The sequence below is a fragment of the Corallococcus sp. CA049B genome (assembly GCF_003611685.1).
Classification (GTDB): Bacteria; Myxococcota; Myxococcia; order Myxococcales; family Myxococcaceae; genus Corallococcus; species Corallococcus coralloides.
The window spans coordinates 53587-78446 of the sequence record NZ_RAWC01000018.1 but is presented as its reverse complement, the minus strand read 5'-3'; the positions used below and the strand labels follow the sequence as shown (position 1 = coordinate 78446).

The window sequence follows — 24860 nt, the reverse complement described above, 5'->3', positions numbered from 1 at the left end:
GAACTGGAGGGTGCCGTCGTGCAGCCAGCGGGCCCTGTCGCCGGTGCGGTAGAGGCGTGCGCCGGGAGAGGAGGAGAAGGGGTGGGGGAGGAAGCGCTCCGCGGTGAGGGAGGGCTGGCCGAGATAGCCGCGAGCGAGGCCGACACCGGAGATGAAGAGCTCACCCGGAGCGCCGAGGGGAACGGGGCGCAGGGAGGAGTCGAGGACGAAGAGGGAGGTGTTGGGCCAGGGCGAGCCGATGTGGAGGGAGTCAGGGGCGAGGCGCGTGTTGATGGAGGCGCAGACGCTGGCCTCGGTGGGCCCGTAGGCGTTGAGGAGGGAGCGGCCCGGAGCCCAGCGGCGAGACAGCTCGGGAGGGCAGGCCTCGCCCGCGGAGATGACGGTGCGCAGTGCCGGAAGTGCCTCGGGCTCGAGGAGGGCGAGGACCGAGGGGGTGAGGGTGGCGGCGGAGATGGAGTGGGCCGAGAGGAAGGACTGGAGGGGAGCGCCGGGCAGCAAGGCGTGCGCGGGAGCAAGGACGAGGCAGGCGCCAGCGAGGAGGCAGGAGAAGACCTCGCAGACGGAGGCGTCGAAGGAGGGGGAAGCGAACTGGAGGACGCGAGAAGATGCAGAGAAGCCGTGGCGCAGGACGGCGGCCTGGGCGGTGTTGCACAGGCCGCGGTGGTGCAGGAGGGTGCCCTTGGGGAGGCCGGTGGAGCCGGAGGTGTAGATGACGTAGGCGAGGTGGTCCGGCAGGACGCGGGTCGCGGGCGCGTGCGTGGGCTGCCGGGCGATGACGTCCCAGTCCTCATCCAGGAGGACGCGCGTGAGTTGGGCCGTGTCCCCTGAAGGCGCCAGGGCCTTCTGCGTGAGCAGCACGGCCGCGCCGCTGTCCTTCACCACGAAGGCGAGCCGCTCGGCAGGGTGCGACGGCTCCAGCGGGACGAAGGCGCCGCCGGCCTTGAGGATGCCGAGCATGCCGATGACGAGCTCCGGCGAACGCTCGCAGCACAGGGCGACGCGCACGTCCGCTCCCACGCCGGACAGGCGCAGGTGGTGCGCGAGCTGGTTGGCGCGCGCATCCAGCTCCCGGTAGGTGAGCGTGACGCCCTGGCACTCCAGCGCGGGAGCATCGGGCGTGCGCGCGGCCTGGGCTTCGAAGAGGTGGTGCGCGCAGGTGTCCTGGGTGAAGGCGACGTGCGAGTCGTTCCAGGCGAACAGCATGCGCTGACGCTCTTCCGGTGAGATCAGGGTGACGTCGGACAGACGGCCGTCGACCGCGACCATGATGCCGGACAGGGCGGCGCGCCACTGCGTGAGCAACCGCCCCAGCGTGGCGGGGCCCAGGCGCTGGACGCCGGAGACCAGCCGCAGGCGCAGCTCCCGCTGTGGGATGACGACCGCCGTCAGCGGGTAGTTGGTGCGAGAGAAGCTCTGGGGATCGCGGATGTCCAGGTGCCGCGCGCCCTCCTTCAGCGCCGCGTCCACGGGGTAGTTCTCGACGACGAGGATGCTCTCGAAGAGCGACGTGCCGCGGGGCACCTCGCTCCAGGCCTGGATGTCGGCCAGGAGCGTGTGCTCGTGGTCGGCCAGTTCGAGCTGGTTCACCTGGAGCTCCTTCAGCCACGGGGCCACCCGGGCGTGCGCGGGCAGGCGGACGCGGACGGGCAGGGTGTTGATGAACAGGCCTACCGCGGACTCGACGTTCGCGAGCCCGGCGGGACGGCCGGAGCGCGTGGCCCCGAAGACGGCCTCGTCTTCGCCCGCGTGGCGGGCGAGCACCAGGGCCCACGCGGCCTGCACCAGCGTATTGAGCGTGAGCTGGTGCTGACGCGCGAAGGACTGCATCGCGGTGGTGTCCTGCTCGGACAGGGCTACCTCGCGCTCGCAGCCCTCGGCGGAGTCGCTGGCGGCTTCACCCGCGAGCGGTTCCGGCAGGGCGGTGGGCGCCGTCACCCCCGCGAGCGAGGCACGCCAGAAGGCCTCGGCCTTCGCGGGCTCCTGGCCCTGGAGCCACGCCACGTAGTCCCGGTAGCCGTGCGACGGAGTGCTGGCCGCGAGCGGCTGACCCGAGGCGAGCCGGGTGTACGTCGCGAACAGCTCCTTGAGGAGCAGCGCGATGCTCCAGCCGTCCACCAGCAGGTGGTGGAAGCTCCACACCAGGCGCCACGCGTCCTGTCCCAACTGGATGAGCGTGAGCCGCATCAGCGGCGGCCGGGTGAGGTCGAAGCCCAGGGCGCGGTCCTCGGCGAGGAACGCCTGGAAGCGAGCCTCCCGCTCCGCCTCCGGATGCGTGCACCAGTCGAGCTCCTTCCAGGGCAGCTCGCTCCGGGCCTGCACCCACTGGAGCGGCTGCTCCAGGCCCTCCCAGAGGAAGCCCGTGCGCAGCACCGGGTGTCGCGCCAGCACGTGCTCCCAGGCGCGGTGCAGGGCGACCGGATCGAGCTGGGTGTGGAAGAACGCCCAGGACAGCTGCTCGAAGTAGGCGCTGGAGCCCGGAGACAGCAGCGCGTGGAAGAGCAGGCCGCGCTGCATGGGCGCCAGCGGATAGACGTCCTCCAGCGCGGGCTGGTCCTGGAGCAGGGCGTCCAGGAAGTGCGAGGGCACGCCCGCGAGCGGGAAGTCCGCCGCGGTCCTCACGAGCGCCTGGGGCGAGTGCCGCTCGGTGACGAGCGCGCGCAGGGCCTCCGTGAAGCGCTGCCCCACGCCCTGGAGGGTGGCCTCCAGGTGGAGGTTCTGGCTGTACGCGAACGCGACCTCCAGCCGTCCCCCGAGGATGAAGGCGTTGACCTCCAGCAGGTGCGTGCGCGGTCCCTCGCCGCCCTGCACGGGCCCGGTGGGGAGCCGGGAGAGGCGGAACTGGGACGAGGCGGGCAGGGCCGAGTCGAGCTGCCCCAGGTAGTTGAACAGGACCGGCGCCCCCGACGAGGAGGAAGGCGGACGGGAGTCGTGCCCCGGACGCAGGTAGCGCAGCAGTCCGTAGCCCAGGCCCTTGTCGGGCACCGCGCGCAGGGCGTGCCGCACCTGTCGCACCGCTGAAGCCGGACCGTGGGACCCATCCACGTTCACGAGCAGCGGGAACAGCGTGGTGAACCAGCCCACGGTGCGCGACAGGTCCACGTCCTCGAAGAGGTCCTCACGGCCGTGGCCTTCCAGGTCCACCATGAGGTGGGAGGCGCCAGACCACCGCGCGAGCGTGTGCGTCAGAGCCGCGAGCAGCACCTCCTCCAACCGTGCCCCGTACGCGCCGGGCACCTCCTGGAGCAGCAGCTGGGTCTCCTCGGCGCCGAGCGACACGGTGACGCGCTTCTCCGAGTCGAGCGTGTTGCTCCCCCCCGGCACGTCCACGAGCAGCGGGGTGGGAGCGGGCAGGTCCAGCCATGCCGGCAGCCGGGCGAAGGCATCGGCCCGCGCGTGCTCGTGCAGCCGCTGCGCCCAGGCCTTGAAGGACGTGCTCTTGGGCGGCAGCGTGGGCTCCAGGCCTTCGCGAAGCCGCGTGCACACGGCGTCCAGGTCCTCCAGCAGCACGCGCCAGGACACGCCGTCCACCACCAGGTGGTGGATGACCAGCAGCAGGTATCCGGGCCGCGTGGCGCCCAGGTCGAAGCGGACGGCGCGCAGCAGCGGACCGTGGGAGAGGTCCAACCGGGCCTGCGCTTCGGAGGCGACGCGCTCCAGGGCCGCGAGCTGCGCGTCCGGGGCCACCGAGGACAGATCCTCGTGCGTCAGCGCGGGCGTGGCGGACTCCGGGCCATCCAGGTGCTGCGTCCACCGTCCCTGCCGGGACTCGAAGCGCATGCGCAGGGCGTCGTGGTGCAGCATCAGCTGTCCCAGGGCGCGCTCCAACAGCTTCGCGTCCAGGGGCTGGAGGACCTCCAGCAGCACCGACTGGTTGAAGTGGTGGGGCGTGGAGCGGGGCTGCTCCAGGAACCAGTGCTGGATGGGGGTGAGCGGCACTTCGCCGGTGACGAGGCCCTGCTCGGACTGGAGCGTCGGCGCGTCGCCCGCGGCGCGGGCCAGCTCCGCCACCGTCTGGTGCTGGAAGAGCTGCCGGGCCGTGAGCCGGAGCCCCGCGCGCCGTGCCCGCGAGACGACCTGGAGGCCCAGGATGGAATCACCGCCGAGCGTGAAGAAGTTGTCGCCCGTGCCCACGCGCTCCAGTCCCAGCACCTGGGCCCAGATGTCCGCGAGCGTGCGCTCCACGGGGGTGACGGGCGCGACGAAGCCCTCGGCGGAGACGGTGCGTCCGGGCGCGGGCAACGCGCGTCGGTCCAGCTTGCCGTTGGAGGACAGGGGCAGCGCCTCCATGCGGACGAAGGCGGAGGGCACCATGTACTCGGGCAGCCGTGACTTGAGCACGGCGCGCAGGGCCTCTTCGTCCATCGCCTCGGCGGTGGAGACGACGTAGGCCACCAGCCGCTTCTGGCCCGGCATGTCCTCGCGAACCATCACAGCCGCCTGCTGCACGTGCGCGCAGGCGGCGAGGACGGCTTCGATCTCTCCCAGCTCGATGCGGAAGCCGCGCAGCTTCACCTGGAAGTCGCCGCGGCCCAGGTACTCCAGGCTGCCGTCAGCCAGGTAGCGGACCCGGTCGCCCGTCTTGTAGAGGCGGGCCCCCGGCGTATCGCTGAACGGATCCGGCACGAAGCGCTCCGCGGTGAGGCCGGGACGGCCCGCGTAGCCCCGCGCCAGCGCGATGCCGCCCAGATACAGCTCGCCCACGGCGCCCGGGGGCACCAGCTCCAGGCGAGGCCCGAGCACACGCAAGGTCACGTTGTGGATGGGCCGGCCAATGGGGACGTGAGGCCGCGTGTCGCCCCGGACGCAGGCCCAGGCGGTGACGTCCACGGCCGCTTCGGTGGGGCCGTACAGGTTGTGCAGCTCCGCCGGCAGCACCGCGAGGCAGCGCGCCTGGAGGTCGGCGGGCAGGGCTTCGCCACTGCAGATGATGCGCAGGAGGCCGGTGCAGGCCTCGACGCCGGGCTCGTCCAGGAAGGCGCGCAGCATGGACGGCACGAAGTGCAGGGTGGTGATGCCCGCTTCGACGAGGGTGCGCGTCAGGTACGCGCTGTCCTGGTGTCCGCCGGGACGTGCGACCACGAGCCGCGCTCCGGTCATCAGCGGCCAGAAGAACTCCCAGACGGACACGTCGAAGCCATACGGCGTCTTCTGGAGGACGCGGTCGTCCGCCGTCAGACCGTACGCCTCCTGCATCCACAGGAGGCGGTTGCAGATGGCCTCGTGCGTGTTCATCGCGCCCTTGGGCTGGCCCGTGGAGCCGGACGTGAAGATGACGTAGGCGAGCCCGCCTCCATGCACCCTGACGCTCGGGCGGACCTGGGAATGCCCAGCGAACGTGCTCCAGTCCGTGTCCAGCTCCAGGGCCGGGGGCGCGTCATCCGGGAGCAGCGGGGCATGCCGCGCCTGGGTGAGCACCCACCGGGCCTCGCTGTCCCGGAGCATGGACCGCAGGCGCTCCTGGGGCAGCGTCGGCTCCAGCGGTACGTAGGCGCCGCCGGCCTTGAGGATGCCCAGGAGGCCCACCACCAGCTCCATCGAGCGCTCCATCAGCAGCGCGACCCGCGACTCGGAGCCCACGCCACGTTCGCGCAGCGCGTGAGCGACCTGGTTGGCCCGCGCGTCCAGCTGCCGGTAGGTGAGCCGCTCGTCCTCGAACGTCACCGCCACGGCATCGGGCGTGCGCTCGACCTGGGCCTCGATGAGCCCATGCAGCGTGAGGGACGCCTCGCGAGGCAGGTGCGTGTCGTTCCACCCGGAGACGAGCTGGTGCCGCTCCGCCTCTGACAGCAGCGGCAGCCGGGACAGGCGCTCGTCCGGAGTGGCGAGGCTGCCCTTGAGCAGCGTCTCCAGGTGACGCCCCAGCCGCTCGATGGTCGCCCTGTCGAACAGGTCGGTGCTGTACTCCAACGAGCCCACCAGCCCATCGGGGGCGTCCGCCAGCGCGAGGGTGAGGTCGAACTTCGCCGTATCCCGCTCCAGGGCCAGCGGCTTCAGCGACAGGCCCGGCAGCTCCACGCCCGCGAGCGCGTCCTGGTCCAGGACGAACATCACCTGGAAGAGCGGAGAGCGGCTCAGGTCCCGCTCCGGCCGCAGCGTGTCCACCAGTTGTTCGAAGGGCAGGTCCTGGTGCGAGTACGCGCCCAGCGCCGCACGCCGCACCTGCGCCAGCAGCTCGCGGAAGGTGGGGTCGCCACCCATGCGCGCGCGCAGCACCAGCGTGTTGACGAAGAAGCCGATGAGCCCCTCCGTCTCCGCGCGGGTGCGGCCCGCGATGGGAGAACCGACGCCCACGTCCTCCTGTCCGGAGTGACGGTGCAGCAGCACCTGGAAGGCGGCCAGCAGCACCATGAAGGGCGTGACGCCTTCGCGGCGGCAGAAGGCATGCAGCTCCCGGGTCAGCTCCACCGGCAGGCGGACCGGCACGGACGCGCCCCGGAAGGACTGGACCGCGGGGCGGGGCCGGTCGGTGGGCAGCTCCAGCGCCTGGGGCATGTCCTGGAGCTGTTCCCTCCACCAGCCCAGCTGCGCTTCCAGGACGGAGCCCTGGAGCCACTGGCGCTGCCAGTGCGCGAAGTCCGCATACTGCACCGGCAGCGCGGGCAGCGACGGGGCGCGTTCTTCACGCAAGGCCACGTAGAGCTCGGACAGCTCACGCACCAGCACGGCCATGGACGCGCCGTCGGCGACGATGTGGTGGACCGTGAGGGCCAGCACCTGCCGCTCGGACTCCAGCCGCAGCAGCAGCGCGCGCAGGAGCGGAGCCTCGGCGAGCGCGAAGGGGCGGCGCGCGTCCTCGGCGGCCCGGCGGAGCGCCGCGTCCATCCGCGCCTCGGCGGGCAGGTGGCCCAGGTCCTCCTCGCGCAGGGTCAGCGTCCGCGGGGCAAGCCGGAGGACCGGCCGGCCATCGGACTCGGGGAAGGCACCGCGAAGGACTTCGTGGCGCGACAGCACGGCCCCCAGGGCCTTGCCGAGCGCGTCCGTGTCCAGCGTGCCCTCCAGCAGCAGCGCGCTGGAGATGTTGTAGGCCGCGCTCCCCGGCTCCAGTTGATCCAGGAACCACAGCCGCTGCTGCGCGAAGGACAGTGACAGGTCGCCCGTGCGCGGCAGGGGCTCCAGCGCGAGCGCCTTCTCCCCGTGGGCCTGGGCGTCGATGCGCGCCGCCAGGCTCGTCAGGCTCGGCGCCTCGAAGATGTCGCCGAGCGGCAGGTCCACCTGGAAGGTGCCCTGGACGCGCGAGACGAGCTGCGTGGCCAGCAGCGAGTGGCCCCCCAGCTCGAAGAAGTCGTCATCCAGGCCCACGCGCTCCACGCGCAGCACCTGTGCCCAGATGCCGGCGAGCAACTGCTCGGTGGGCGTGCGCGGCGCGCGGAACGTGTCCACGGGCTCACGCGGCCCGGCTTCCAGCCCCAGCGCGGTGAGCGCCCGGGTGTCCACCTTGCCGTTGGGCGTGAGCGGCAGCCCGTCCAGCGGAATGAACGCGGAGGGCACCATGTACGCCGGCAGCTGCTCCGTCAGCGTCTGACGCAGCCTCGCCACGTCCACGTCGCCCGTGACGTACGCCACGAGCTGCGCCGAACCCGACGCGTCCTCGCGCGTCACCACCGCCACCTCGCGGATGCCCGCGCAGGCCGCGATGAGGGCCTCCACCTCGCCCAGTTCGATGCGGTAACCGCGCACCTTCACCTGCGAGTCGAGACGGCCGAGGAACTCCAGCGTGCCGTCCGCGTTGCGCCGCACGCGGTCTCCCGTGCGGTAGAGGCGCGCGCCGGGCTTCCAGCTGAACGGGTGCGGGATGAAGCGCTCCGCCGTCAGCTCCGGCCTGCGCCAGTAGCCCCGGGCCAGCTGCACTCCACCGATGTACAGCTCACCGGTGACGCCCACCGGCACCAGCCGCAGGTCCGCGTCCAGCACGTGCAGGTCCACGTTCGCGATGGGCCGGCCGATGGAGACGACGCTCCCCGGGGCCTCGCCGCCCGTCACCTCGTGCACGCAGCAGCCCACCACCGTCTCCGTGGGGCCGTACTCGTTGATGAGCCGGGTGTCCGGCGCGTGCTCCCGCCAGAACGTCAGGTGCTCCGCGGTGAGCGCCTCGCCGCCGATGACGAAGGCGCGGGCCCCGCCCCGGGCCTCCTCGGGGCGCAGCTGTCGCGCCAGCAACTGGAGGTGAGAGGGCGTCAGCTTGACGAGGCCATGGCCGCCGCCTCCACGCACCACGCGCGCCAGCCCCTCCACGCCGCCGCCTTCCTCTACCAGCACCACCGCGCGGCCCACCGTCAGCGGCAGCACGAGGCTCGTCACCGTGAGGTCGAACGCGAGCGACGAGTGCACGGGCGCCGGACCCTCGGCCGCCGGGTAGGCCCGTGCGCACCACGCCAGGTAGTTGACCACGCCCCGGTGCTCGATGAGCACGCCCTTGGGGCGCCCCGTGGAGCCGGACGTGTAGATGACGTACGCCAGGTCGTCCGCGGCGGCGCCGCTGGCCGGACGCGAGTCACTCTCACGCGCCACGAGCGCGTGGTCCGAGTCCAGGCACACCGTCAGGAAGGCGCCCGCGGGCAGCTCATCCGCCAGCCGCTCCTGCGTCACCAACACCGGCACCGCCGAGTCCTCCAACATGGAGGACAGCCGCGCCACCGGGTAGCTCGGGTCCAACGGCACGTACGCGCCGCCGGCCTTGAGGATGCCCAGCAGGCCCACGGCCATCTCCACCGTGCGCTCCACGTACAGGCCCACCAGCGCGCCCGGCTTCACGCCCCTCGCGCGCAGGTGGTGCGCCAGCTGGTTGGCCCGGCGCTCCAGCTCGCCATACGTCAGCCGCGTGTCACCCTGACGCACGGCCTCCGCGTCGGGGGTGCGCTCCACCTGGGCTTCGAAGAGGTGGTGGACGCAGCCGGACGGGACGGGGGCCTGGGTGTCGTTCCAGGTGGTGAGCAACTGGCGGCGCTCACCGTCGGTGAGCATGGGCAGGTCGCCCAGGCGCTGGCCGGGGCGGGACACCATGCCCTCCAGCAGCGTGCGCCAGTGGCCCGCCATCCGCTCCACCGTGGCGCGTCCCAGGCGCGAGGTGTCGTGGGCCAGCTTCAGCCGCAGTTGCCCGTCCGGAATGACGGTCACGTTGAGGGCGTACTGGGGCCGCTCGTCGAAGCGCACGTCGCGCACGTCCAGGCCGCCGGCCCGAGCGCGCACGGAGTCGTCCACCGGGTAGTTCTCGAAGACGAGGAGCGTCTCGAAGAGCGGCGTGCCCCGGGGCACTCCGCTCCAGCCCTGCACCTGGACCAGCGGGCTGTGCTCGTGCTCCTGCGCCTCGGCCTGCCAGGACTGGATGCGCCGCAGCCACGGCAGCAGCCGCTCGCCCTCCGACAGCGTCACGCGCACGGGCACCGTGTTGATGAACAGGCCCACCGTGTCCGCCGCGGTGGACAGGCCCGGAGGCCGGCCCGCGACGGTGGCGCCGAACACCACGTCCGAGCTGTGCGTGTGCCGGCTCAGCAGCAGCGCCCAAGCGCCCTGCACCAGTGTGTTGAGCGTGAGCTGATGCTGGCGCGCGAAGCCCTGGAGCGCCTCCGTCAGCGCGGCCGGGAGCACGCACTCCACCATGCCGCCCTGGCCCTGGCTCCGGTCCCGGAGCGTGCCCGCGCGCTCGTCACCGGGCAGCGGGGTGGGGGTGGAGAAGCCCGCGAACGTCTTCCTCCAGAAGGCCTCGGTGCCCGTCAGGTCCTGACGGCCCATCCACTCCACGTAGTCGCGGAAGGCCGGGGCGCGCCCCAGCCGCGGCTTCCGGCCCGCGAGCAGCGACGCGTAGGCGGTGAACACATCCTGGAGCAGCAGCCCCATGCTCCAGCCGTCCTGGATGAGGTGGTGGAAGCTCCAGACGCAGCGGTACACCTGCTCATCCAGGCGCAGCAGCGTCAGCCGCATGAGCGGCGCGCGAGACAGCTCGAAGCCGCGTGCGCGGTCCGCCTCCAGCCACGCGGAGAGCCGGGCCTCCTGCGCCTCGCGGGACAGGCCCCGCAGGTCCTCCTCGCTCCACGGCAGCGCCGCGAGCGGGAGCACCACCTGCAAGGGTTCAGCGAGCCCCTCCCAATGGAAGCGGGTGCGCAGGGCCGGGTGCCGGTCCACCACCGCCTGCCACGCCTGACGGAAGGCCGCGACGTCCAGCCCCGAGTGCAGGGACCAGGAGAGCTGCTCGCTGTAGGCGCCGGCGCCCGGCTCCAGCAGCGTCTGGAACAGCATGCCCTGCTGCATGGGCGTGAGGCGGTAGACGTCCTCCACCGGTTCGCCCGGCGGCAGTACGGCGCTCAGCACCGGCGGGCTCACGTCCGCCAGCGGGAAGTCCCCGGGCGTGTAGCGCCGCGCGTCCTCGGAGTCGCGGCCGGTGATGAGCTCGCGCAGCGCCGACAGGTACTCCCCGGCCAGCGCCTCCACCGTGGCGCGCGTGTGCACGGCCTCGCTGTAGATCCACTCCAGCTCCAGCTCGCCGCCCAGCACCAGCCCGTTCACCTCCAGCAGGTGGGTGCGCAGGCCGAGCCCGGAGCGCGTGGGGCCGGCGGACTCACGCGACGCCCGCATGCGCGCCGAACCGGAGCCCACCGCGTCGAACTGGCCCAGGTAGTTGAAGGCCACCGGCGCCGGAGGCGATGCACCCAGCTGCTCCCGCGCGCTGTCCGTCCCCAGGTAGCGCAGCAGGCCATGGCTCAGGCCCCGTCCCGGCACCTGCCGCAGCGTGTCCCGCACGGTCCGCAGCGCGGTGGCGGGGCTCGAACCCGCGGGCACCTGGAAGACCACCGGATAGAGCGCCGTGAACCAGCCCACGGTGCGTGACAGGTCCACGTCCTCGAAGAGGTCCTCGCGGCCATGGCCCTCCAGGTCCACCCGGAGCGACTCCGAGCCCGACCAGCGGGTGAGCGCGCGGGCCAGCGCCGCCAGCAACACCTCGTCGATGCGCGAGCGGTAGGCGGAGGGCACATCCTGGAGGAGCGTCCGCGTCTCGGCCGCGTCCAACCGCACCGCCACGCGCCGCGCGGAGGCCTGCGTGTTGGGCTGCCCCTCGCGGTCCACCGGGAGGGCCGGCACGCCGCGGCTCGAAGCGGTCCGCCAGTAGGACAGGCTTTGTTCCACCTCCGGCGTCAGCGCATGCCGCTGAAGCCGCCGGGCCCAATCCAGGAAGGGCGTCGTCTTCGGAGGCAGGGCCACGCGCTCACCGCGCGCGAGCTGGCCATACGCCGTCTCCAGGTCCTCCAGGAGTACGCGCCACGACACGCCATCCACGGCGAGGTGGTGGACGTACAACAGCAGCCGCTGGGGCTGTCCGGCGTCCGCGTCGAAGAGGGCGGCGCCCAGCAACAGGCCCGACTCCAGCGACAGGCTGGCCTGTACGCGCGCCGTCTCGCGCTCCAGCGAGGCGCCGGGAGCCATGCGCTCCAGGCGCACGGGCGCCTCCAGGCCGACCTGGTGGAGCGCCCAGCCCTGCTCATTCCGGGTGGCCCGGGTGCGCAGGGCGTCATGGTGTTCCACGAGCGCGTTCAACGCGCGCTCCAGCACGCTGGCGTCCAGCGGCGCGTGGGCTTCCAACAGCACGGCCTGGTTGTAGTGGTGGGGCTCGGCGACCTCCGCTTCGAGGAACGCGCGCTGGATGGGCGTGGGCGGTACCTCACCCAGGACCAGCCCCTGCTCGGCCTTCGGCGCGGAGGTGCGCTCCACCACGCGCGCCAGCTCCTCCACCGTCTGGTGCTGGAAGAGCTGCCGGGGCGTGAGCCGAAGCCCGGCGCGCTGGGCGCGGGCGATGACCTGGAGGCTGAGGATGGAGTCTCCGCCGAGCGCGAAGAAGTTGTCCGAGCGCCCCACGCGAGGGACGCCCAGCACCTGCGCCCACAGGTCGGCCAGCGTCTGCTCCACGGGGGTGACGGGCGCGACGAAGGCCGTCTGCGGGGCGGACTGCTCGGGGACGGGCAGCGCGCGTCGGTCCAGCTTGCCGTTGCCCGTGAGGGGCAGCTCCGCCATGGAGACGAAGGCGGCGGGCACCATGTACTCGGGCAGGCGCGCCTTGAGGTGGACGCGCAGCGCCTCCACGTCGAACGAGGCCCCGGGCGCGGGCACGACGTAGGCGACGAGCCGCTTGTGGCCCGGTGCGTCCTCGCGCACCAGCACCGCCGTCTGGCGCAGCGAACCGTGCTGCGCGAGCGCCGCTTCAACCTCCCCCAGCTCGATGCGGAAGCCGCGCAGCTTCACCTGCAAGTCGCCGCGGCCCAGGTACTCCAGGCTGCCGTCCACCAGGTAGCGCGCACGGTCCCCCGACTTGTAGAGCCGGGCCCCGGGCGTGTCGCTGAAGGGATCCGGAATGAAGCGCTCCGCCGTGAGCGCCGGCCGCGACAGGTAGCCGCGGGCCAGGCCCATGCCGCCGACGTACAGCTCGCCGGGAACGCCGATGGGCGACGGCTGCAGCCGCGCGTCCAGCACGTAGAGCTGCAGGTCCGGAATGGGGACGCCGATGATGCTGCCAGCCGTTCCCTGGGCATCCTCGGCGCGCAGGGGACGGTAGGTGACGTGCACCGTGGTCTCGGTGATGCCGTACATGTTGACCAGCCGGGGCCGGGTGTCCGGATGCCGGGCGAACCACGGACGCAGGCTGGAGAACTCCAGCGCCTCGCCGCCGAAGACGACGGTGCGCAGCGACAGGCCGCTGGGGCCCCGCAGGTCCGAATCCACCTGCACGAGCTGCCGGAAGGCGGACGGCGTCTGGTTGAGCACCGTGACGCGTTCCTTGCGCAGCAGGGCGTGGAAGGCTTCCGGGGAACGGCTCACCCAGTAGGGCACCACCACCAGCCGGCCGCCGTGGATGAGCGCGCCCCACAGCTCCCAGACGGAGAAGTCGAACGCGTACGAGTGGAACAGCGTCCACACGTCGTTCGCGCCGAAGTGGAACCAGTGCTGCGTGGCGGAGAACAGGCGGGTGATGCGCCCGTGCGTGAGCTGCGCGCCCTTGGGCTTGCCGGTGGAGCCGGACGTGTAGATGACGTAGGCCAGGTGCTCGGAGGTGACGCCCGCGTCGGGGTTGTCCCTCCGCCCGGACGCGGGCTCCTGCGCGGCGTCCAGGCACAGCACCGTGGCGCCGTGCTCCGGCAGGGACGCGACCAGGGCCTGCTGCGTGAGCAGCACGGGCACCCGCGAGTCCTCCAGCATGAAGGCCAGGCGCTCCCGGGGGTAGGCCGGATCCAACGGCACGTAGGCGCCCCCGGCCTTGAGGATGGCCAGGATGCCCACCACCATCTCCAGCGACCGCTCCACGCACAGGCCGACCAGCGTCTCCGGGCCCACGCCCAGCCCGCGCAGCCGCCACGCGAGCCGGTTGGCGCGGGTGTTCAGCTCGCCATAGGTGAGGTGCGAGTCCTCGAAGGTGACCGCGACGGCGTCCGGCGTCCGCGCGGCCACCGCCTCGAACTGGTGATGCACGCAGACGCTGGAGGGATGCGACGCGCGCGGGCCGCTCCACTCGCGCAGCAGCCGGTGCTGCTCCGCCTGCGCCAGAAGGGGAAGCCGGGAGATGCGCAGCGACGGATCCGCGACGATGCCCAGCAGCAGCTGATGCAGGTGCTCCACCATGCGCGCGATGGTGGCGCCGTCGAACAGGTCCGTGCCGTACTCCAGCGAGCCCACCAGTCCGTCCGCCGTGTCCGTCAGCGACAGGAGCAGGTCGAACTTGGCGGTGTGCTGCTCCAGCGTCAGCGGGCGCAGGGACAGGCCCGGAAGCTTGAGCGCGGGCAGCACGTCCTGCTGGAGGACGAAGACGGTCTGGAACAGGGGGGAGCGCGTGAGGTCGCGCGCGGGCTGGAGCGCCTCCACCAGCTTCTCGAAGGGCAGCTCCTGGTGGGCGAAGGCACCGAGCGTCGTCTCCCGCACCCGGGCCAGCAGCTCGCGGAAGGTGGGGTCCGCGCCCAGCCGCGCGCGCACCACCAGGTTGTTGACGAAGAAGCCGATGAGCCCTTCGGTCTCCGCCAGGTTGCGGCCCGCGGTGGGTGAACCCACGCAGAAGTCATCCTGGCCCGAATACCGGTGCAGCAGCACCTGGAACGCCGCCATGAGCAGCATGAAGGGCGTGACGCCCTCGCGCTGGCTGACGGCCCGCACGGATTCCGCCAGCGCGCGCGGGTAGTGGATGGGCATGGCCGCGCCCCGGAAGGACTGGGTCGCGGGACGGGGCCGGTCGGTGGGCAGCTCCAGCGCCTGGGGCATGCCCTGGAGCTCCTGGCGCCACCAGGCGAGCTGGGACTCCAGCGCGCCGCCCTGGAGCCACTGCCGCTGCCAGTGCGCGAAGTCCACGGGGTGGACCGGCAGCTCCGGCAGGGGCGAAGGCTGGCCCGCGCGGAAGGCCTCGTAGAGCGCCGCCACCTCGCGAACCAGCAGTCCCATGGACCAGCCGTCCGAGACGATGTGGTGCATCGTCAGGGTCAGCACGTGGCACTCGGGCTCCAGTTGGAGCAGCGCGGCGCGCACCAGCGGGCCCTTGTCCAGCGCGAAGGGCCGCTGGGCCTCGCGGGACGCCAGACGCAGCGCCTCCGACATGCGCTCGGAAGGGGGCAGCTGCCGCAGGTCCTGCCGGGCGAGCACCAGGCCCGCGTCGGAGGCGATGCGCAGGTGGGGCCCCGCGTCGTCCACGTGGAAGGTGGTGCGCAGCGACTCGTGGCGGCGGAGCACCTCCGCGAGCGCCCGCGCCAGGGCGTCCACGTCGAGCCGGCCCTCCAGCAGCACCGCGGAGGGGATGTTGTAGAGGGGGCTCTCCGGCTGGAGTTGATCGATGAAGAGCAGCCGCTGCTGGGCGAAGGACGGCGCGAGCCGCCCCTCGCGGGACACCGGCGTGAGCGGCGGCGGGCGCGACGTGCGCGTGTCACCCATCGCCACCTCCAGCCGCGCCGCGAGCGCCGCGACCGTGGAGGCGTCGAACAACTCGCGCAGGGGCAGCTCCACCTGGAACGCCTTGCGGATGCGTGACAGCACCTGGGTGGTGAGCAGCGAGTGGCCGCCCAGCTCGAAGAAGTCGTCATGCACTCCCACGCGCTCCACGCGCAGGATCTCCGCCCACATCCCGCAGAGCTGCTGCTCCAGGTCCGTGCGCGGCGCGACGAACTCCCGCTCGCGCGCGGCGCCGGCCGCGGGGACGGGCAGGCTCTTGCGGTCCACCTTGCCATTGGGCGAGCGCGGCAGCGCCTCCAGCACCACCAGCACGGGCGGCACCATGTACTCCGGCAGCCGTTCCTTGATGAACGCGCGCACCTCCGCGGAGTCCAGCGTCTGTCCGGCGCGCGGCGCCACGTAGCCCACCAGCCGCACGCTGCCGGGCACGTCCTCGCGCGCGACGACGACGGCCTCCAGCACCGCCGCGTGCCGCTCCAGCGCCAGCTCTATCTCCCCCAGCTCGATGCGGAAGCCGCGCACCTTGACCTGGTGGTCCACGCGGCCCAGGAACTCGATGGCGCCGTCGCGCAGGAAACGTCCCAGGTCGCCCGTCCGGTAGAGGCGCGCGCCCGGAACGCCACGGAACGGATCCGGCACGAAGCTCTCCGCCGTGCGCCGGGGGTCGTTCAGGTAGCCGCGCCCCACGCCCACTCCGCCGATGTGGATCTCGCCGGGCACGCCCATGGGCACCGGCTGCCCCGCGCGGTCCAGCAGGTACAGCTGGAGGTTCGGCACCACGCGCCCGATGGGCGTGTTCACCGTGGTGGACGGCTGACGCAGCACGTGGAACGTCACGTCATCCGAGCACTCCGCCGGGCCGTACGCGTTGAGCAGCGGGATGCGCGGATACAGCGAGAACCACTTGCGGCTGACCTCCGGAGGCAGGGCCTCTCCCGTGGGGATCATCCACCGCAGGGCGTCCAGCGGGGGACGCGAAGCGCCCAGCGCCTCGGCCTCCTCCAGCATCACGCGCAGCACGGAGGGCACCACCTGGACGATGGTGAGCCCCCGCGCCTCCACCTCCTGGAGCAGGCGCGGGGGGCTGCGCACCACGTCGTTCAGCAGCAGGTGCGTCCGGCCGCCAATCATCAGCGCCGTGAGGAACTGCCACACGGAGATGTCGAAGGACTGGGACGCCGTCTGGGCCACCACGTCGCCTTCACCCAGCGACATCTCCTGGATGAGGACGTACAGGTGGTTGAGAAGGCCCGCGTGTTCGAGCATCGCCCCCTTGGGCACGCCCGTGGAGCCCGAGGTGTAGATGATGTACGCCAGATGTCCCGGCCCCGCGCGCGCTGGCAGGTTCGCGTCGGAGCCGGCGGCGGCGAGGGCCTCCTCCAGCACGAGGCCCCGGGGCTTCGCCACGGAGGGCGGCAGCAGCTCGCCCGCGCGCTCCAGCGTGGAGGCCAGCTCCGAGGCCACGAGCACGCGCGGCGCCAGGCTCTGCTCCAGCACCTGCGCGATGCGGTGCGGCGGGTGCGCCGGGTCCATGGGCAGGTACGTGCCGCCCGCCTTGAGGATGGCCAGCATCGCGGTCACGAAGTCGATGCCTCGGGGGCCCAGCAGGCCCACGGGCATGTCGGGGCCCACGCCTTCGGCCACCAGCCGGTGCGCCAGGCGGTTGGCCCGGACATTCAGCTCACGGTAGGTGAGCCGCTGGTCCTCGCAGACCAGCGCCACGGCGTCCGGGATGCGGGCGGCCTGCTGCTCGAAGAGCTGGGGGAAGCACGCGGCGGTGGGGTAGTCCACGCGCGTGGCGTTCCAGTCCACGAGCAGCTGCTGGTGCTCGGGCGGCGTGAGCAGCGGCAGGTGGGTGACGCGCTGGCCCGGGTCCGCCACCGCGCCCTCCAGCACCACCTGGAGGTGCGCCGCCATGCGGGCGATGGTCGCCTCCTCGAAGAGGTCGGTGCTGTACTCCAGCCACCCCTTCAGGCCGTGCTCGTCCTCCATGAAGGAGAGGTTGAGGTCGTACAGCGTGGCGCCGAAGTGGATGTCCTCCACGTCCGTGAGCGCGCCCGTGAGGATGGAGGCGTCGTGCGCCCGGTGCAGGATGAAGAGCACCTGGAAGAGCGGCGCGTGGCTGAGCGTGCGCGTGGGCTTGAGCGCCTCCACCAGCCGGTCGAACGGAACGTCCTGGTGGGCGTAGGCCCCCAGGGCCACCTCGCGCACCTGGGCGACGAGCTCGCGGAAGGTGAGCGCCGGGTGGAAGCTGGCGCGCAGCACCAGGGTGTTGAGGAAGAAGCCGACCAGCCCCTCCAGCTCGGAGCGGCTGCGGCCCGCGGTGGGGGAACCCACGCAGAAGTCGTCCTGCCCGGAGTAGCGGTGCAGCAGCACCTGGAAGCCCGCCAGCAGCGTCATGAAGAGCGTGGCGCCCTCCTGCTGGCTGAGCGCCTTGAGGCCCTGCGTGAGCGGGCGCGACAGGCGCAGCGCGTAGCGCTCACCCCGGCGCGAGGGGACGGTGGGCCTGGGCCGGTCCGTCGGAAGCTCCAGCACGTCGGGGACGCCCGCGAGCCGCGTCTTCCACCACGCGAGCTGCGACTCCAGCGCATCCCCCTGCAGCCACTCCCGCTGCCAGCGGGCGAAGTCGGAGTAGCGCACCGGCAGCTCGGGCAGCGGCGCGACGCGGCCCTGGGTGGCGGCCTCCACGCTGGCGCCCAGCTCGCTCGCGAGCACCACCAATGACCAGCCGTCGGTCATGATGTGGTGCATCACCATCAGCACGTGCGACGTGTCGTCCGCCAATTGGAAGAGGGCCAGCCGGAGGATGGGGCCCTTCTCCAGATCGAACGTCTGGCGCGACAGCTCCATCACCCGCTCATGCGCGGCGGCCTCGCGGGCCTCGGGGGGAAGCGAGCGCAGGTCGAAGCAGGGCACCTGGACGTCGAAGGGCTGCGCGACCACCTGGAGCGGCCGTCCGTCCACGGTGGCGAACGTGGTGCGCAGGGCTTCGTGACGGCGCAAGAGCTCCGTGAAGATGCGGCCCAGCGGCTGGGGCTCCAGCAGGCCCCGGAAGCGCGCCAGCAGGGGCACGTTGAGGGCGATGTTGCCCGGCTCCAGCTGCTGGATGAACCACATGCGCTCCTGGGCGTAGGAGAGCGGGTGGGTCCGTCCTTCGTCCGGCAGCCGCCGCAGCGGCGGCGCCCCGGAGCCCGAGGCCTGCCCGGCGCCCGGGTCCACGGCCAGCAGCGTGAGCAGGCGCGCGGTCAGCGCCGTGAGGCTGGGACCCTTGACGAGCTCGACGATGGGAATCGTGACCTGGAGGCGGGCCTGGATGCGGTTTCGCAGGTCCACCGACATGATGGAGTCGAACCCCAGCGTGCCCAGGGGCTGGCCCCCGTCCAGCTTCTCCGGCGCGATGCCCAGCACCGCGCCGGCCTCGCCACGCAGGAAGGCCCCCATCGCCTCGGCGCGCGCCGCCTCGTCCAGCGCGAGCAGCGTGGCGCGCAGCTGGGGGCCGGAGCCCGCGCCCGGAATCGCCGCATCGGGGCCGGTGTCCGTGAGGCGCGCGAGCACCTTGCGCTCCCCACGCGTCTCCAGCACCTGGCGCAGCACGGACCAGCGGATGTCCATGACACCGGCCTGGGGCGTGCCGGAGGCCAGCAGCGGCGCGATTGCGGGCAGCGCCTGCTCGGGCTCCATCAGCCGCAGGCCGCGTCCGGTGATCTTCCGGCCCTGCTCCAGCCGCGCGGCCATGCCGGCTTCCGCGAAGGTGCCCCAGTCGATGGTGAGCGCCGGCAGCCCCGCCGACTGGCGAAGGTGGGCCATCGCCGCGAGGAAGGCGTTGGCCGCGGAGTAGGGCGCCTGGCCCGGCGAACCGATGTATGCCGACACCGACGAGAACGAGACGAAGAAGTCCAGCGGCGTGTCCCGCAGCAGCCGGTGCAGCAGCCAGCCACCCAGCGCCTTGGGCCGCAGGAGCGTGTCGAACGGCCGCGCGTCCATCCGGGCCACGGGCAGCTCCTGGGGGAGCAGCACGCCCGCCGCGTGGATGACGCCGCGCAGCTCCGGCCAGCCCTCGTCGCGGAAGGTCTCCAGGTAGTCGCCCAGGGCCGCCGCGTCGCCCACGTCCACGGAGGCGACGTGCACGCTGGCACCCAGCGCCTCCAGCTCGCGCACCAGGCCCACCTGCCGGGCCTGCGGCGCGTCCGGCTCCAGGCGCTTCCACTTCGAGCGCGGAGGCAGCGGCGTGCGGCCCAGGAGGATGAGCCGGCGCGCGCCCTGCTGGACCAGCCAGCGCGCCACGTGCGCGCCCAGGCCACCCAGGCCGCCGGTGACGAGGTACGTCCCATCCGCCCGCACGCGAAGCGGCGTGCGCGACGAGGCCAGTTCCTGGCGGCGCACCATGCGCTCCACGTAGCGGCGGCCCTGGCGCAGCGCCACGCGGTCCTCGCCGTCACCGGCCTGCAGGGCCCCGCACAGCGCCGCCGAGGACTCCTCCACGGAGGCCGCGGGATCCAGGTCCACCAGTCCGCCCCAGAGCTCGGGGTGCTCGGCGGCAAGCGTGCTGCTCAAGCCCCAGAGCGTGGCCTGCGCGGCCTCCAGCGCATGCGGGCCCGCGCCCACGGGCTGCGCTCCACGGGTGATCAGCCACAGCCGCGCGTCCACGGACCGCGACAGCAGGGCCCGCAGCACGGACACGACCGGCACGCATCCCAGCGCCAGCGCCGCGCCCACCGCGTCCAGGTCCGCGCTCTCCGGGAGCACGCCGTCCAGCGCGCGCAGGTAGACGACGCGCAGGGGCGTCCCGGTGTCCTGCCCCAGCGCCCGCGTCAGCGCTGCTTCCGGATCTTGGGCCACATCCACGCCGTCCTCGCCCGGCGCCACGAGCACCACGGGCTGCCCCTGCGCACGCAGGCGCTCCGCGAGCGCGGCGCCCGCGCCGCCAGCGTCCCCTAGCAGCAGCCAGCGCGCGGAAGCCGGCGCGGCGGTGGAGTCGCCCGCGGGCTCCCACTGCGTGCCGTAGAACCAATCCGCGGACAGCTCGGGGGCTTCGGTGGCCGTGCCCGCCTCCCCCTGGGGCAGGGAAATCCAGCACCGCTCCCGCTGCCACGGGTACGTGGGCAGCGGCACGACAGGCGTGTCCTTCGCGAAGAGTTCGCTCCAGCGCACGTCCACGCCCTGGGCATGGAGCGCCCCCAATGACCCGAGCAGCACCGAGCGCTCGTCCTCGCCCCGGCGCATCGACGGCACGGCCACGCCCGCGACGCCGCGCACGCGCAGCGACTGGGCGATGTCCGCCAGCAGCAGCGGGTGGGGCGCCACCTCCACGAAGAGGCCGCAGCCCGAATCGACCAGGCGCTCCATCGTGTCCGCGAAGCGCACGGGCTCGCGCAGTTGCCGGGCCCAGTACTCGCCGTCGAGCTGTGCGCCCTCCACGGGCAGGGCGGAGACGGTGGACATCATGGGCACGCCCGGCGCGGTGGGCCGCAGGTGGGCGAGCGCCGCGCGCATGGCGTCGCGCGCGGGCTCCATGTGGTGGCAGTGCGAAGCGAAGTTGACGGCGAGCAGCCGCGCGTGGACCTGCCGCTGCTCCAGCGAGCCCAGCAGCTCCGTGAGCGCGTCCACGTCACCGGAGACGATGGTGGACGTGGGGCCGTTCCGCGCGGCGATGGCCAGCCGGCCCTCGTAGCCCGCGAGCAGCCGCGCGGCCTCGTCCGGCGCCATCTCCAGCAGGGCCATGCGGCCCCGTCCCGAGGCCTGCTGCGTGACGCGGCCCCGGTGGAGGATGACCTCCAGGGCCTGGGGCAGCGACAGGGCGCCAGCGACGCACGCGGCGGCGACCTCGCCAGCGCTGTGCCCGACGAGCTGATCCGGCTCAACGCCCAGCGAGCGCCAGAGCGCGGCGAGTCCCACCTGGAGCGAGAACATCACCGGCTGCGCGAACTCCGTCTGCGCCAGCCGCGAGCGGCCCTCCTCCGCCGCCAGCTCCTCCAGGATGGACCATCCCGCCAGGGGCTTGAGGAGCGCGTCGCACTGCTCCACGACCTGACGGAACACGGGCTCCTGCGCCAGCAGCGAACGGGCCATGCCGAACCACTGGGGCCCCTGGCCGGAGAACACGAACGCGATGCGCGGACGCGCCCCGGGAACGGCCGGACCGGTGAGCACGCCGGGATGGGGCTGCCCGTCCGCCAGCGCCTGGAGCCGGGCCTGGAGCTCTTCCCAGGTGGAGGCCAGGACGGCCGCACGGTGGGACTGATGGCCGCGCCGGGTGGCCGCGGAGAACCCCAGCGACTCCACCGGCGAGTCGCCCCGGGGCAGGAGCGCGAGGTGACCGCGAGCCAGGGCCCGCAGGGCCTCCGGGCTCCGGGCGGAGAGGGGGATGAGGTGCGCGCGCCCGGGAGGCGGTTCACGGCGCGCGGTGCCCGCCTCGTGGCCTTCCAGCACGACGTGGGCGTTGGTGCCGCCGAAGCCGAAGGAGCTCACCCCCGCGAGCCGGGGGCCGGCGGTCACGGGCCACGGCAGCAGCCGGTCCTGCACGCGCAGCGGCAGCTCGGAGAAGGGGATGTGCGGGTTGGGCGTCTGGAAGTGGAGGCTGGCCGGCACCATGCCGTGGCGCAGCGACAGCGCGACCTTGATGATGCCGGCGATGCCCGCCGCGGCCTCCAGGTGGCCGATGTTGCTCTTCACCGAGCCCAGCGCGCACGGGGCGTCCGCCGCCCGGCCCTCGGCCAGCACGGCGCCCAGGGCCTGCGCCTCGATGGGGTCTCCCAGCGACGTGCCGGTGCCGTGCGCTTCGACGTACTGCACCTGCGACGGCGCCACGCCCGCGTCGCGGTAGGCGGCGCGGAGCACGGCCTCCTGCGCGAAGCGGTTGGGCGCGGTGAGTCCGTTGGAGCGCCCATCCTGGTTCACCGCGCTGCCCCGGATGACCGCGTGGATGGTGTCGCCGTCCGCCAGGGCGCGCGACAGCGGCTTGAGCACGATGACGCCCGCGCCCTCGCCCCGCACGTAGCCGTTGGCGCTGGCGTCGAAGGCCTTGCAGCGGCCGTCCGGCGCCATGAAGCCGGCCTTGCTGAAGTTGACGGTGAGCGCGGGCGACAACATCACGTTGACGCCACCCACCAGGGCCACCGTGGACTCACCGGCGCGCAGGCTGCGGCACGCCAGGTGCGTCGCCACCAGCGATGACGAGCACGCGGTGTCCACCGCGATGCTGGGGCCGCGCAGGTCCATCACGTAGGAGATGCGGTTGGCCGCGATGCTCAGCGCGCCGCCCGTCCCCGCGTAGGCATCCGCGAGCCCGCGGCGGGTGAGCTGCATCGCGCCGAAGTCGCTGGTGGAGATGCCGACGAACACGCCCGTCCGGCTTCCCGCGAGCCGCTCGGCCGGAAGGCCCGCGTCCTCCAGGGCCTCCCACGCCACCTCCAGCAGCAGCCGCTGCTGGGGATCCATGCGCGAGGCCTCGCGCGGTGACAGCCCGAAGAACGTCCGGTCGAAGCGGTCCACCTGCTCCAGGAAGCCGCCCCAGCGCGTGGTCATCTTCCCCGCGGCCGTGGGGTCCGGGTCGTAGTACTCGCCAAGGTCCCAGCGATCCGCGGGCACCTCGCGGATGGCGTCCTGGCCCTCCTGGAGCAGGCGCCAGAAGGCCTGGGGGTCCTCCGCCCCCGGGAAGCGGCAGCCCATGCCGATGATGGCGATGGGCTCCTCGGCCGCGAGTTCACGGGGAGCGGCCGGAGCGGCCACCGCCTCAGGCGCCACGTCCGCCAGCTGTAGCGCCAGCGCGTGGATGGACGGGAAGTCCCACACCAGCGTGGGAGGCAGCTTGCGTCCCAGCTTCGCCTCCAGGTCCCCCGCGAGCTGCACGCCCGCCACGGAGTCCACGCCGAGCTGGGCGAACGGCGCGGCCACGTCCAGGCGCTCCGCCGGGACGTTCATGGCCCGCGAGAGCGCGTCCACGATCCACGCCTCCAACTGCCGGACGGAGGCGGAGACGCGGGGCGCCTCGGCGGCTGGAGCCACGGGCGTGGGCGCGACGGGCGCAGGGGGCGCCTCGACGACGGCTTCCGCGCGCCACTGGTGCAGCGGCTCCAGGGTCCCCTCCAACCAGGCCGCCTTGGTGGCGCGGCGCTGGATCTTCCCGCTGGTCGTCTTGTGGATGCTGCCCGCGGCGATGAGCGCCAGGCCATGCAGCTGCACCGAGTGGCGCTCCGCCACGGCGGCGCGCACGGCCTGGACGACCTCTTCGACGTCGAAGGCGTGGCGCGTGTCCATCTCCTGCACCACGACCAGCCGCTCCTGGCCCGCCTCCTCCACGGAGAAGGCGGCGTTGCAGCCGGGCCGAAGCGCCGGGTGGCTCTGCTCGACGCTGGCCTCCAGGTCCTGCGGGTAGTGATTGCGCCCGTGGAGGATGACCAGGTCCTTGAGCCGCGCGGAGATGAAGAGCTCACCGTCCAGGACGAAGCCCAGGTCGCCGGTGCGCAGGAAGGGGCCCTCGCCGGTGCCCGCGACGCGAGCCTGGAAGGTGCGCTCGCTCTCCTCGGGCCGCCGCCAGTACCCATTGGCCACGCTGGGGCTCTTCAGCCAGATCTCCCCGACCTCGCCGTCCGCGCGAGCGCTCAGCGACTCCGGATCCACGATGAGCAGCCGCTGATCGGACAGGGTGCGCCCGGAGCTGACCAGGCGCCGCGTCCCGGGCCGCCCCGGGCTGGAGGCCACCGCGTGACCGCGCTCCAGGGGCTCCACCTCCACCGTCCGCTCGATGGGGGCCTCCACGTTCACGCCGCCCGCGGCGATCAGCGTGTTCTCCGCCAGCCCGTAGCACGGGTAGAAGGCCTGGCGCCGGAAGCCGGAGGGCGCGAAGGCCTCCTCGAAGCGCTCCAGCGTCTCCGCGCGGATGGGCTCCGCGCCACTGAAGGCCACCTCCCAGGTGCTCAGGTCCAGCGCCCGCCGCTGCTCGGGCGTGCTCTTGCGCACGCACAGGTCGAAGGCGAAGTTGGGCGCGCCCGACAGCGTCGCCTTGTACTCGGAGATGGCCTCCAGCCAGCGGAGGGGCCGCTTGAGGAACGTGAAGGGGGACATCATCACGGCGGCGCGTTCGCAGCCCCACCGGATGGGGGACAGGATGCCGCCGATGAGCCCCATGTCGTGGTAGGGCGGCAGCCAGGACACGAACCGCGTCCCCGGGTGGCCGCCCATCTTCTGCCGGGCCGCCTCCAGGTTGTGCATCAGGTTGGCGTGGCTGAGCATCACGCCCTTGGGCGTGCCGGTGGAGCCGGACGTGTACTGGAGGAAGGCCAGCGAGTCCGGGCCCACGCCGGGCTTGCTCCAGGCCGACTCGATGCCCGCCGCCACGTCGTCGGTGGCCACCCAGCGCAGCTTCGCCAGCTCCGGGGCCATCTCGAACAGCCCCTCCGCCATGGAGAGGATGAAGGACGTGGTGAGCACCACCGTGGCCTGGGAGTCGCGCACGATGGCCATCAGCCGTGGCAGCGTGCGCTCCAGGCGGGACGGATCCGGCGGGTACGCGGGCACGGCGATGACGCCGCCGTAGAGGCACCCGAAGAAGCCCGCGACGTAGTCCAGCCCCGGCGGGTACAGGAGCATGGCGCGCTCGCCCACGGCGGACTGTTGCTGGAGCAGGGCGCCCACGGCGCGGGCGCGCCGGTCCAGCTCCCCGAAGGTCACCGGCAGCGGACCGTCGTCCTCCAGGAAGATGTACGCATCCTCCCCGAAGCGCTGCTCGCCGCGCCGCTGGAGCAGGTCGATCAGCGTGGGGATTTCCAGGGAGCCGCTGGACGGGACCGGTGCCATGGGGACCTTCGGGGGACCGCGAAGAGGTGCGCCGGGGCGCGATGCGCGCCCCCGGCCAGGGGATCACGAACCCGCCGGGAGGACCGGCGGGCTCAAGTAGGAACGGACATGGCGCCAGCGTGTGGGGCTCCTACGGGGAGGAGCCCCCAGGCCATGCG

Annotated in this window: 1 protein-coding gene; it reads right to left on the bottom strand. The window is 73.0% G+C overall.

Annotation, left to right across the window (positions count from 1 at the left end):
* The coding region (locus D7W82_RS06615; protein ID WP_120617514.1) for a non-ribosomal peptide synthase/polyketide synthase at window positions 1-24702 on the bottom strand (24702 nt) is incomplete at its 3' end.
* Window positions 24703-24860: the final 158 nt, after the last annotated feature.